Source organism: Rhizobium vallis (assembly GCF_003985155.1).
In the GTDB taxonomy this organism is placed as follows: Bacteria; Pseudomonadota; Alphaproteobacteria; order Rhizobiales; family Rhizobiaceae; genus Rhizobium; species Rhizobium vallis.
This window is the reverse complement of the sequence record NZ_ML133694.1, coordinates 265,721-278,320: the sequence shown is the minus strand read 5'-3', so window position 1 is coordinate 278,320 and position 12,600 is coordinate 265,721. Positions and strand designations below refer to the sequence as shown.

The 12,600-nt window shown below is 57.3% G+C and carries 10 protein-coding genes; 3 read left to right on the top strand and 7 right to left on the bottom strand.

Going from position 1 to position 12,600, the window contains the following annotated elements:
• Positions 1–117: 117 nt before the first annotated feature.
• The gene (locus EFQ99_RS24200) at positions 118–579 is read left to right on the top strand and encodes a glycosyltransferase family protein (protein ID WP_126923742.1); all 462 of its coding nucleotides are present in this window, start codon (positions 118–120) and stop codon (positions 577–579) included.
• Complete coding sequence (locus EFQ99_RS24195; protein ID WP_126923741.1) at positions 576–1,052, top strand: glycosyltransferase; 477 nt, start codon at positions 576–578, stop codon at positions 1,050–1,052. Before EFQ99_RS24200 ends, EFQ99_RS24195 begins: the two co-directional genes overlap by 4 nt.
• 42 nt (positions 1,053–1,094) lie before the next feature.
• Here the strand turns inward: EFQ99_RS24195 and EFQ99_RS24190 are convergent, their stop codons facing one another.
• From EFQ99_RS24190 to EFQ99_RS24175, 4 genes are all read right to left on the bottom strand, one after another.
• Positions 1,095–1,790 carry an SGNH/GDSL hydrolase family protein gene (locus EFQ99_RS24190; protein WP_126923740.1) on the bottom strand — a complete coding sequence of 232 codons (696 nt, stop codon included), beginning with the start codon at positions 1,788–1,790 and terminating at the stop codon, positions 1,095–1,097.
• A 226-nt stretch (positions 1,791–2,016) separates the two neighbouring features.
• On the bottom strand, positions 2,017–3,324 hold the full coding sequence (locus EFQ99_RS24185; RefSeq protein WP_126923739.1) for an HlyD family type I secretion periplasmic adaptor subunit: 1,308 nt from the start codon (positions 3,322–3,324) through the stop codon (positions 2,017–2,019).
• A 16-nt stretch (positions 3,325–3,340) separates the two neighbouring features.
• Complete coding sequence (locus EFQ99_RS24180) at positions 3,341–5,107, bottom strand: type I secretion system permease/ATPase (RefSeq protein WP_126923738.1); 1,767 nt, start codon at positions 5,105–5,107, stop codon at positions 3,341–3,343.
• A 482-nt stretch (positions 5,108–5,589) separates the two neighbouring features.
• A complete protein-coding gene (locus EFQ99_RS24175; RefSeq protein ID WP_126923737.1) occupies positions 5,590–7,200 on the bottom strand; it encodes a right-handed parallel beta-helix repeat-containing protein in 1,611 nt (536 codons plus the stop codon).
• Between the two features lie 682 nt (positions 7,201–7,882).
• Between EFQ99_RS24175 and rapA2 the strand changes: the two genes are divergently transcribed.
• The gene (rapA2, locus tag EFQ99_RS24170; RefSeq protein WP_126923736.1) at positions 7,883–8,590 is read left to right on the top strand and encodes a calcium-binding lectin RapA2; all 708 of its coding nucleotides are present in this window, start codon (positions 7,883–7,885) and stop codon (positions 8,588–8,590) included.
• A 287-nt stretch (positions 8,591–8,877) separates the two neighbouring features.
• Here the strand turns inward: rapA2 and EFQ99_RS24165 are convergent, their stop codons facing one another.
• From EFQ99_RS24165 to EFQ99_RS24155, 3 genes are read right to left on the bottom strand one after another with little or no spacing between them, the layout of a single operon-like run.
• Positions 8,878–9,585 carry a hypothetical protein gene (locus EFQ99_RS24165; protein ID WP_126923735.1) on the bottom strand — a complete coding sequence of 236 codons (708 nt, stop codon included), beginning with the start codon at positions 9,583–9,585 and terminating at the stop codon, positions 8,878–8,880.
• A complete protein-coding gene (locus EFQ99_RS24160) occupies positions 9,585–11,861 on the bottom strand; it encodes a polysaccharide biosynthesis tyrosine autokinase (protein ID WP_126923734.1) in 2,277 nt (758 codons plus the stop codon). Before EFQ99_RS24160 ends, EFQ99_RS24165 begins: the two co-directional genes overlap by 1 nt.
• A 52-nt stretch (positions 11,862–11,913) precedes the next feature.
• Entirely contained in the window at positions 11,914–12,570 is a 657-nt protein-coding gene (locus tag EFQ99_RS24155) for a sugar transporter (protein ID WP_126923733.1), read from the bottom strand.
• Positions 12,571–12,600 lie beyond the last annotated feature (30 nt).

Below are 12,600 nucleotides of genomic sequence, written 5' to 3'. Positions count from 1 at the left end.
AGGCGAGGCCCAGTTTATCGTATTGCGCCGCAAACTTAAATTGAAGTTCAACCCTGGGAAGTCGATTGAAAGTTTCGATAGACCGACAGCAGCCCAAGACAATGCGAGGCATGGATTATGACTGACGGAAAACGCCGGAAAATTCTTGCCGCGTCGTCGGGCGGTGGCCACTGGGAGCAGCTGATGGCAATGCGCGCCGCCTTCGAAGGCAGCGAGGTTGTTTTCGCGACCACAATCCCCGGCCTCCTGAAAAAATACGACATCACTGACGGTCTGGTCCTTCCAGATTGCAGCCGTGACTCGATTACCATGTCGATCCGGTGCTTTTTCAGCGCCTTCTATATCGTCATCAAGCACAGGCCCGACGTCGTCATCTCCACAGGTGCCGCGCCCGGACTGTTTTGCCTGCTTGCCGGCAAATTGACAGGCAGGCGGACGATCTGGATCGACAGCGTCGCCAATGTCGAGAAGCTGTCTCTATCCGGAAAATTGGCCGGCCATATCGCGACGCTCTGGCTCACGCAGTGGCAACATCTCTCGCGGCCGGATGGCCCGCACTATGCAGGAGCGGTCCTTTGATCCTTGTCACCGTCGGAACGCAGCTGCCGTTCGATCGCCTCGTCAAGGCCGTCGACACCTTCGCAAAGGATCTGACCAGACCGGTTCTGGCTCAGATCGGCAAGGGCACCTACACGCCCCAGAATATGAAATGGATCAAGAATATCGAACCTGCGGATTTCGATAGCGTTTTTCGCGATGCCACGGTCATCGTCTCTCATGCGGGGATCGGCACCGTCCTCACCGCAAAGCGGTTCGGGAAACCGATCATTCTCGTTCCCCGGCAGGCATCCCTCGGCGAACACCGAAACGATCATCAGCTTGCCACGGTGAGCCAGCTCGTCGGCCGGCCCGGCATCTATGTCGCCCGTACCGATGACGAACTCAGAAACTATCTTCTCGACGAGCTGGACAGTCCCTCTCACGAGGATCCCTCGGAGGTCGGACGGACATCGCTGGTCAACTACCTCAAAGGCTATCTCGCGGCGGGCTGAACCAGAGAGCCCAAGCAGACACCATCCCCAAAGCAGAGGTTTTCATCCCCCGCAATCGCGGCCGGCAATGTGTTTGACAAGTTCCGGCACGATGATTTTGGAAGCGATGCCAGGCAGGGGGTGCGCGCCGTCAGGAATTGCTGCAGCGAGCTCGTCTGACGGCAGACGCTCCCAGTTGGGCCGGTGGTCGACAAACTCCAGGCCGCGTTTCCGGGCTTCCGCCTGATGGGCCGAGATGTAGCTTTCGACAAAGGGACGGATCAGGCCGCGCAGTCCTGAAAAGGGATTCATCGCCATGACGATAATCCGCGCCTGCGGCAGGCGCTGGTGGAGCTGATCGAGGATCTCGCCGATATCCTGCCGGCTTCGCGAAAGCGATACGAACCTCTGCAATGTTGCATCATTGGCGTAGAGCTCGATCAGGATGATATCCGGCTGCTCGGCGACGACGCGATCGATTTGGGTCAGGGCCCATATGGTCGTCTCACCGCTTTTTGCAACGTTTGCGACCTTCACCAGCCGCTGCAGGCAGGCTCCCAGATCCTTCTCGAGAGCGGGCTGCCAGCCGCCCCGGGCTGTCAAGGAGGTCCCAAAAGCCACGATTTTCAACGGCGGAAGATTTTCAGCATGACCGCTTTTCGGGGCCGAGAGCGTCACGAGACACACCAAAAACAGAACCAGTCCATACGCCAGCCGTCTCTCAATGGGCGTCGCTCGCCAAAGCCGCAAACATATCATGGAGAGACCATATCCCGGCGGAAACGATCCGTCACGCCGCAGCCGGTCATTTGGGAAAATTGCCAAACCCTTGTTCAAGCCAGCCTATCGCAGGCTTGAGACAATCTCATGAAATGGCCCGTCATGCATGCCTACCGCAACGCGGCAGGCATGGCCCCAGCGCTAACCTGATGGATACCAACAGCCATCTTTCGGGGCCGCCTCAAAACGATGCGGCGGCCGCCGATCACTCCTCACGAAATACGTGCTGCATCTGATCGGTCAGCGGCTTCGTGAGATAGGAGATAACGGTCCTGTCGCCGATCTTGATAAAGACTTCCGCCGGCATGCCCGGATAGAGCTTTATCGACTTCAGCTTCGCCAGGCTTTCAGCCTTCGGCTTGACGCGAACGGGATAGTAGCTGATGCCCGTCCGCTCGTCTCTGACGATATCGGGCGCGATCGAGGTGATCTCGCCGCTCACATCAGGCGTCGTCCGCTGATCGAAGGCACTGAACCTGACATCGACGGATTGGCTGACGTGAATCTGGTCGATGTCGCGGGTCGCGACCTTCGCCTCGACGGTAAGATCGTCATTTTCGGGAACGACGAGCATCAGCGTCTGACCGGGATCGATGACGCCGTTGACGGTATGAACCGCGAGCTCGTGAACGCGTCCGCTCAGCGGCGCGGTAATGTCGAGACGGTGGAGCTGATCGAGTGCCGTTCCACGCCGCTCTTCATATTCGGCGATCTGGGCTTCGACGTCGGTCAAATCCTTCGCGATCTCCGAACGACGATCCTCATCAAGCTGGATTGTCTGACGGTCGAGCTCGATCGACTTGCCTTCGGCCTCCGCCTTCGCCGCGATTTCCTGGCCGCTATTGCCCTGGAGATCGGCGCGTGCGCGCTTCAGCTGATTCAAACGCTGAAGCGTGACGAGACCCTTCTTGTAGAGCGTATCGACGCCTGCGAGTTCCTCTTCGATCAGGCCGAGGGAATCATTGGTTGCGTTGATCTGAACGACCAAGCCTTTGATCTGCTCGCCCAACTGATCCTTGCGCGACGCCATCTGGCTCTTCATTCCCACAAGCGCCGATCTACGGCTGTCGAACAGCTTCTGCTCGCCGTCGAGCAGCTTCTGCGCCGAGGTGCTGGATGTGAGATCGCTGATGTTTTCCTCGACCTGGAACGACTCGGCCCCGATCCGTTCCGCCTTGAGACGGGCACGGCGCGCATAAAGCTGGGCGAGCGTGCTCTCGACGATCGAGAGCTGCGCTTTTGTGGTCGTTCCATCGAGCCGTATAAGGACCTGTCCAGCCGTCACATGGTCATTTTCGGAGACCAGGAGCTGTGAGACGATACCGCCCGTCAGGTGCTGGATCTTCTTCACATCGCCGTTGACGACGACCACGCCCTCGCCGATGACGGCGCTCGAAAGCTCTGTCGTCGCTGCCCAACCGCCGATGCCACAAACGAGGGCGATGGACAACGCGCCGACCACCATGACATGGCGATGGAGCGAGCGCTTCGATTCACTGATGACTTTGTTCACAAATACGTCCTCCGGCCTATTCGGCCGCATTGATGCCGTCGACGACGACCTTGAGCTGAGCCACACGGTCGGCAATCGGTGTACGCGCCGCTTCCGGGCGGCTGACGCGTGACATTACTTCTTCCTTGGGACCGAATGCGATCATTCGGCCGTCCTGCATCATCAGGACGAAATCGCACACCGCCAGCACGCCGGATCGATGCGCGATGACGACGACGATGCCGCCACGTGCACGCACGCTCATGATCGCCGCACTCAGCGCCCGTTCGCCCTCTTCATCGAGATTGGAGTTCGGTTCGTCGAGCACGACGAGGAAGGGCTCGCCATAAAGCGCCCTTGCAAGCGCGATACGCTGTCTCTGACCGGCCGAGAGCGATGCACCCCCTTCACCGATCTCGGTTTCGTAGCCGTTCGGCAGGCGAAGAATGAGATCGTGAACACGCGCCGCCCTTGCCGCGGAAACCACTGCCTCGGGCGACATATCCTTGGCGAAGCGGCAGATATTCTGCGCGACGGTGCCTGAGAAGAGCTCCACGTCCTGCGGGAGATAACCGATATGCCGGCCGAGCGCGTCTGTATCCCACTGGTCGAGTGCTGCACCGTCGAGGCGGATGGATCCTCTGACGGACGGCCAAATACCCATCATCGCCCGCGCTAGAGATGACTTGCCCGAGGCGCTGTAGCCGATGACCCCGAGCGCACTCCCTGCCCTCAAGCCGAAGCTGACATCGGAAATAACCAGGCGCTGGCCTGCCGGCGGGCCGCTGGCCAGACCCTCGACCGTGACCTGCTTGGACGGAGCCGCAAGCGTAAGCGGGGCCGGAATTTCCGGAATGGTTTTCAGGAGATTGGAAAGCCGCGCCCAGCTTTGCTGCGCAGACACGAAACCGCGCCAATTTCCAATCGCTGCTTCCACCGGCGCAAGCGCGCGGGACGTCAGGATGGAACCGGCGATGATGATGCCCGAGGAAGCCTGACCCTGGATGACCAGGATGGCGCCCGTCGCGAGCGTTCCCGATTGCAGGGCGATACGGAAAATCTTCGACAGGGTCGCATATCCGTTGCCGACGTCCGAAGCCTGCCGGTTGATGGTACGGAACTCCCCGTTCTTCCGAGCCCAGATTTCCGCCATCGTCCCGGCCATGCCCATCGCATGGATGACCTCGGAGTTGCGGATCGAAGTCTGGGCAAAGGCATTCCGCATATTGGCGGCGTCGGATTGCTTTTTCGAGAGCGTGCGCGTTCCCTGATTGGTCAGGAACGTCAGGATCGCGAGAATGAGCGAGCCACCGATGGCGATATACCCGATCGCCGGATGGAACATGAAGCAGATCACGATATAGAAGGGCAGCCAGGGCAGATCGAACATCGCCGTCGGGCCCATGCCCGAAAGGAAGGTCCTGATCTGGTCGAAGTCGCGCAAGGGCTGCAGCCCGTCGCCGCCGATCTTGACCTTCAGCGGCGCCTTGATGATCGCCCGGAACACACGTCCGTTCATCGTTTCGTCGAGCGCGCCGGCAACGCGCACGAGCATCCTGCTGCGCAGGACTTCGAACGCGCCTTGGAAGGCATAGAGAGTAAGCGCAAGTATCGCCAGGGCGGCCAGCGACGGTATGCTTTTGCTGGGAATGACGCGGTCATACACTTCCAGCATGAAGAACGAACTTGTTAGATAGAGGATATTGATAAGCGCGCTTGCTATACCGATAAATACAAGACCACCTTTACATTTCCGCAAGGCTTTGGATGGCTCGCTGACATCAGCTGCTGAACTCTGAAACACCAATATTAATCCCTCTCTTGCCGCATCGACACGAACAAACACGCCCGCACACGTTGCAGCTTCAGGCTATCACGCCCGATCAATGACATGACTATTTGGATCCCGGCGCTGGCGCCGAACTTCCGCTTACAAGCCAGAGCTTATTATGTGAATCGCACCAAAAAATGACCAAAAAACCCAATTTATAGCGAGCGATTTCGGGGGCTCTAGATTAACGCTACGCTAAACATACCGGCCGAAGCAAGTGAAAATTGCAAATCGCCCAATAACGGCTCAAAGCGGCGACCGCATTGCGTGCATAGACCCGATATTTACTAGGGGATTAACTATATTTGCAATCTATAGTTTGCTTAACTACGAACCGCTAACATATTTTGTGACTGCCCGTCCTGCCTCTCGCCGGTTCGATTACGGCGAAAATTTGTTAACCAAGCCATGCATCCGAAGGAAGCCGGCCTACGCCGATACTGTCATGAGATATATCACGCCAGGAGGTGTGAGAGATGGCTGGCGTGGAATGCATCCACATTAATGGCGATGCTCAAGCTATCCGCGTCCATGTGCGAAGCGCCATCGGAGATCTTGTACTGGAAGGACTCGCTGACCTTTCCGCTGAGACCATCGAGTTTCGCCATGTCGACCGTGTAGGTATAGTCGCCATCGCTTTCCACATGGATGACGCCGTATTTCCCGGTCAGCGTCAGGCCGTGCTTATCCACCGCACCGTCGCCGAAGCGGCGCAGCAGCACGATGCCATTGGCGGCGCTGTCGTTTGCAAGAAGATTGCCATGATAGCCGCTGCCCGTATAGGCCGAGATCTTCAGACTGTCGTGGACTGCGGTGATCGTCGGAACGGGAACTGGAGGGACAGGCGCGGTGTGGGCCTCGCCAGTCGGCGCCGGAGTGCTTACCTGCGGCAGAGCGGGCACCTCAACATGCTGTTCGACGACCGGTGCGGCAGGCGCTTGCCCGCTGGTCGTGCCGTCGCTCGCGTGATTGCCGAGCTCGGCCTGCGCCTGTTCCAGCGTCTTGTTTTCGCTAACGGAGAACGTGTTCAGCGCGGCAATTGCAGAAGGCATCGTCAGCGTCGAGACCTGGCTGTCTATGATATTGTCGTGGAAGGAACCTGACGCAGCCCTATCGACTTTCAGCGCCGACGAGGACAGGCCCTCAAAGACATTGTCATGGATATCGATATTTTCGCGGAGATAATTTGGATAACCGACAGCACTGACCAAAACGCCATACACGCCGCCATGCACGTAATTTCCGCTGATGTCGTAGTTCCTTGCATCGCCCGAGTCGCCAAGACCGATACCATAAGACCAGCTGTAACCACCGTATCCCGAAATATCATTGTCGTGGATGGCAATATTCTTGCCTGCCTGGGCGCTTATCCCAAAGCCGCCGCCGACCAGCGTATTGTCTTCAACCACGGCATTTTCGGCCCGGATCAGCACCAGCACACCCTTGTTGCTGTCGGTGGCTGTCTGATCCAGATGATTGCCTTTGATCAGGATATTACTGCTGTCATTGAGCTGGATCGCGTCTGCCACGCTCCCCTGATTGTGGGAGACGACGTTGTTGACGAGGGTGATGCCTTTTACCTTATCCATCCAGATACCATCGGCACGGACACCGGTAATCGTGCTGTTCTCGATCGTGATGTTCTGGCTGTTTTGGAAGCTGACGGAGCCTGCTTTTCCGGAGACCCCGGTATTCGTCACCTCGACATTTCTGACCGTCCAGTTCGAAACATTTCCTGCATATATCGCGTTTGCGCCGGTATCCGCGATCTTGATATTCTCCACCACGATATTCGAAGCACTCGAACCATGAATACCGTTAACGCCGCTGCGAATGACCGGCGCATCGCCGACGCCATAGCTGCCGATCGTGATCGGAGCGCTGATGCTGCCTGAATATTTCAGGTCGAACTGCTCGTTGAACACGCTTCCGGCAGCAAGCAGCACGCTGTCGCCTGGCTTCAGCCTCAGGGATTCAACGGCCGACAACGTCGCAAAAGCCGAACTCTCGCCGGTCCCGTTGTTGTGGTCGGATCCTGTAGCTGAGTTCACATAATAGACAGTCATGCGGCGATCTCCCTAGATATTGGAAATCTTGTAACCGCTGACCTCTCTCCGGCTGCTAAAATGAAACACTAAAATGCTGTGTATCTCGCGATAATTCTTACGCCAGGAACAAAAACAACTTCACGGCGTAGATATTTTTGCGCCGCAACAAGGTTGCACTGCACAATGGGGAATTCGGTTTACCTTACTTCTCAGTCACACAGCAGGAGATTCTTTGCGTAATTCCGAAAGCTTTATTTGAATCCATAGGTAACGTTACTTTGAAATGTGCGTAAACATTACGCCCGCATCGATCAGGCCGGATTATTGCAGTTGTTAGCCGGAATATGAAAAACAAAACCCAATATTACGTCACTAGCCCGAAGGGGTTAGATGAAAATCTGATCTCCACATACATGGATGCCCGTATTCTTAATAATTGCCCAGGAATAAACATCCTTGTCGTCTGAAGAAAAAATCAGCCGTATCCCAGGCTTGCCATATTCACTTATTATTAATGAAATAATACCCAGGTGTTTCATCGCCTTATGTATGCTCTTCGTGTGTTATTATTGCACAACTCCCCCAAAAATGTTTACTCCTCGTTAATTATGCGCTTGACTCCCTTTATTAAGATATCCTTAATCGGGCAGCTCGCGAAGGTCAGTCCTGATCCGCGAATTATATTCAAGGAGAGACAATAGTGGCTATTCACGCAACCGATGATACTGCAACATTCCTGGAAACAGATGCTATCTCAGGCAATCTACTGTCGAACGATACATCAGACGGCAACCTTTTCCTGCGCGCTTTCGATCAACAAAGCGTCGGCGCCAAGCAGGGCAACAGCCAGGTCACCGAAATCCAAGGCGACTTCGGCACCTTCTTCGTCAAGCCGGACGGCAGCTATACTTACGTCCTGAGCGCCGCCGCCAAGATCGGCTTCACCAATGGTGAAACGCTGACTGAGCGCGTCACCTACAAGATTTCCGACGGCAACGGTCACACCGACGTCGGCGTGTTCACCCTGAACATCCAGGGCGTAACCCAGGTCAAGCCGATCGCTGTCGATGACCACTTGAGCTTCAACGAAGGCGACGCCATCGGCGGCAACGTTCTCAGCAACGATATTGCCGGCGACAACGGCAAGCTCTTCCTCCGCGTGTTCGACGGCCACAACGTAAGCGGCAATCCGAGCGCAACCACCGACATCAACGGCACCTACGGTACGTTCCATGTCAAAGCGGATGGCTCGTTCAGCTATGAACTGACGTCGGATATCGCTTCGGGCGACCATGTCACGGAAACCGTCCAGTACTACAAGATCTCCGACGGCGACGGCCACACAGATGTCGGCGTTCTGACGCTCAACATTACGGGCACGGACGTCGTTTCCGGCGCCGTCGTCTGATCATCGATCAGCCAATCAATACAGCAATGCCCGCCGCGCAAGCGGCGGGCATTGCTGTATCTAAAGTTTGGTTTCCCGGAATTCTGGCGGCCGATATTGGCAGCCTGCTCGAACCGATACCCTGTCTTCGTCACATAAAGCGCGGGCGCGATCTTTCAGCTTTGCTCATCACACTTCAGGTCTTTTGTTTTCCGCATCGCTAATCGCAAAACCGCTGCTCCATTCCAGGCAGCGATCTCAGGCTCGTGTGAGCCTTGGAGCAGTCATTAGGAACCTGCGGAAAGCAGTTATTTGCTGCAGCGCTGTTGGAAGCGTGCCGTCGCCCCCGTTCCGACCCTCGCCCAGGTTTCATCAAAGATCGGACGGAGTTGCGGGCTGATCTGCTTCTTTATGGTGGCGTTGACCATGCATCGGTCGCCAAGTCTCAGCATCGTCGTGAGATCGCTATTGAGCGCATTGCCCGCAGCTGAAAGCGTCGCATCGGTGAAACCGTTCCAAAAATAAAACCGGCTCAGAACCATCGACTGGTCATAGGGCGCGAGCGCAACAGAACGCTTCATCATCCCCGCAATCGACAGGGGCTCTTCGGCAATGGCCGACTGAACGGCCGCCAGGCGCAGCCAGAAATTGCTGTTCGTCGGCATGCAGGAAAGCGCATATTGCAGATAACGGCGGGCATTCGATGCGGCAACAGCCCAGGCGTCGTAATTGCTATTGATATTCTGTCGATCGAGCTCAGCCAGAACAAGCGTGACCCCGGCGGCGGCGATATCGGAGCGGCAATACCCTCGGGCGATCATATCGACGGTCCGAGAGGCATATTTGGCCGTGACGTCATCGGCGACGGCCTCGCCGCGCTCGATCCTTTCGGCGACGATCGAGATGCTGGCCGCTCTTATTGAAGCGTACAGCTCTCGACCGGCTAGTGCCGCGAATATGGCGGTGACGAGAACGAAAACGATCCTGGTGACCGAGACGACCCGACCGCTCGCCATCAGCTTTCGGTATAGTACCGCGAGTAGCGCTTATAATAATATTCGCTGGAGCCGAACGTCCGGTAAAGCTTCATCTGCGACGGATCGACCTTGGTCAGGATCGCACCGACGCATTTGCTATAGAGATCCGGCTCGGACAACAGGGTCGACTGGACCACCTTCCGCGAAGTCTTGCCCCATTCGATCACGAAGACGACTGCGTCGAGCTTCGAATTGATAGCGCGCGCATCCACCACCGGTGCCAGAGGAGGCAAGTCGATGATGATGTAATCAAAGCTCTGGCGCGCCGTTTCAAGCAACTGATCCATGCCGCGCGAGGCAAGCAGTTCCGAAGAGTGCGGAACGCGGTAGCGCGCCACTGTCGGCAGGAATGCGAGCTTTGTCTTGGGATCGAGAAGGATGAGGTCCTTGAGCGGACGGTTGTCGACGATCGCTTCGAGCAGGCCGGCCTCGGCATGGCGACCGATGGCGCGGGTCGCTCCCGGATTTCTCATATCGCCGTCGATCAGCAGGCAACGTGCCCCCTGCATTGCCAAAAGCTTGGCAAAATTGATTGAAGTCGTCGACTTGCCCTCGCCCGGCAGGCTTGAAACGACGCCGATGACCTTGCAGCGCTGATCGGCCGCACTGATGTCGATGGCGATTTTCGCGCTTCGAAGCGTCTCGGCGAAGGCCGACAGCGGATGCTCCTCGGCATAGGTGGTGGTCTTACCACCCCTGGCTATGCTTCGCGGATTGCCCGGATCGACCAGCGTCGGATCGTCGACATTATCTTCGATCAGCGGCATGACGCCAAGAGATTCCACGTCGAGCATGTCCTTGACATCATCGCCGGTGCGGAAGAACCGATCACGGAATTCACGGAAAGCTGCGATACCGCTTCCGAAGGCGCATCCCAGGAACATCGCAAAAGCGACGACAAGGCTTCTCTTCGGGGCGCTCGGCTTCGTCGGGGTCTCCGCGGCCGTGATGATACGCGCGGCGGTAATCGGGAAGCTCTGCTGCTGAATGGCTTCCTGGTAGCGCGTCAGGAAGTTCTGGTAGAGATTCCTGTAGGTATCGCGCGTCCGCTCGAGCTCACGTAGCTGGACTTGCGTTTCGCCAGCCGTCGCGGCCACGCCCGTTGCCTGCGTGACGCTATCCCGCAGAGAGGTTTCCCGCGATTTCGCGACCTGCAGCTCGCTCTGGTAACTCTCGGCGATACGATTCAACTCATCGAACATGAGCCGTTGATATTCCGCCATCTCCGCGCGGAGGCGAACCGCCTGCACGTGGTCTGGACCAAGCCGCGCCTCGATTTCAGTGTCGAGCTTCGAAGCCTCCAGATATTTCTTGCGGAGATCGTTCGCAATCGAGCTGTCGAGCACGTCGGTGACGATCGCATCGGTCTGCTTGGCGTCAATGATCGACTTGATGCGGGTATATTTTGCTTCAGCCTGCGCCGTCGCGGCCTGAGCGCTGATCAACTGGCTGTTCAGCTCGGATAGCTGCTGCTCGCTGAGAAGCGTGCCGGTTGCTGCCTCGACCAGCCCATGCTCGCTGCGGAACTTCTGAACCGCGAGGTCGGTATCGAGTGCCTGTTGCCGAAGCTCTTCGATGCGCTCCTGCAACCACTCGCCCGCCCGGCGTGTCGCCTCGTATTTCGAATTGAGCTTGTCGACCATATAGACGTCGGCAATCGCTGACGCGATCTGACGTGCCAGATCGGGGGATTGCGAGGTATAGCTGACATCGAGGACGTAGGATTTGTTAACGCGCTCGACATCGATGTTGGCGACCACGGTCTCGGCAGCGCCTCGCCGCTTCATGTCTACATCGGGTGCAACGGCCCCATCATCGGCGAACCATGATTTGAAATCCACCAGGGATTTCAGCGTTGCGACGGAAAAAAGCGAGTTCTTCGGCGCCATGAACTCCGGGTTGTCGACAAGTTTCAGCTTATCGACAACGGCGTAAGCGATCGTGTCGGACTTCAGCAGCTCGACCTGGCTCAGAACCGTGCCTTCGTCATCGTCCAACTGGCCGAAAGCCGCCAACTGGTTGATCACCTGGTTGTCGCTGCGATCGATCAGGACGCTCGTGTCAGCCGTATAAACCGGAACCGCCGTGATAACGTACACGGCGCCGAGAACGGCGAAGGCCAAGGCGCACGCCGCAACGATCCGCCACTGGCGGCGGGCAATTGCGATGAGCTTATCGAAATCGATGAAATCAGCTTCGTTTCCCGTATCGCGGGAGGGGTCGATACGTGGCGTAAGTTTATCTGGCGACAGCAAATTTCGATCTCCATCAAAGGCGTCAAGCGCTAAGATCTACGGGCAAATCCAGCTATTGTATGACCGGGACGCTCTGGCTCGTCGATTGTGTCGAGTCTGTGGACGATTGCCCTGCCCCGGTGCTCGAGAGTTTCAGTGTACCTGCGGTTGTCTCGCTACCCTCAAACGGCGTACCGTCGTCCGCTCCAGGCCCCGTCCGACCAATCGACCCATCGTTGCCGATGCCGGTTGCGGCGGATGCAGCGCTTCGGCCCGGGCCGAGCGCCGCGGTTCCGCCTTCGGCGAGAGCCTTCGCAAAGGCGGCAAGCAGCGGTGCCAGGTTCGGATCGGCGGTCGCCGCCTCGGCAACGGCCTTTTCGATGGCGAGCTTGTATAGCGGATCCGCTATCTGGCAGCTGTTTGCGGCCCGCCCAAGACCGGAACCGATAGCAGCCATCTGTGCAGCATCGGCCTTCTTGGCCTGCTCGATCACCAGCGACAGCGCATCACTGCTGCTTGCAACCAGCGCGCGGACGCGCGATGACAAAACCAATGGATCAGACGCTTCAAGCAGGGCGGCCGGGTTGGCCGTAAATCCGCTGATATCGACGGGAGTCAGATTTGCAAGCCTTATGCAAGCTGCCGCAGAGGCACTCGAATGCATGCCTGCAAACATCGCCATGACGATCCCGCAATAAGCAAGCTTACGATAAACACCTGACCTTGCCATAACTACGCTTTCCTTAATGAAATCTGCGAA

Coding starts and splice junctions, on each gene's coding strand:
- EFQ99_RS24200 (WP_126923742.1), top strand. CDS start 118: ATGACTGACGGAAAACGCCGGAAAATTCTTGCCGCGTCGTCGGGCGGT.
- EFQ99_RS24190 (WP_126923740.1), bottom strand. CDS start 1,790: ATGATATGTTTGCGGCTTTGGCGAGCGACGCCCATTGAGAGACGGCTG.
- EFQ99_RS24175 (WP_126923737.1), bottom strand. CDS start 7,200: ATGACTGTCTATTATGTGAACTCAGCTACAGGATCCGACCACAACAAC.
- EFQ99_RS24165 (WP_126923735.1), bottom strand. CDS start 9,585: ATGGCGAGCGGTCGGGTCGTCTCGGTCACCAGGATCGTTTTCGTTCTC.
- EFQ99_RS24155 (WP_126923733.1), bottom strand. CDS start 12,570: ATGGCAAGGTCAGGTGTTTATCGTAAGCTTGCTTATTGCGGGATCGTC.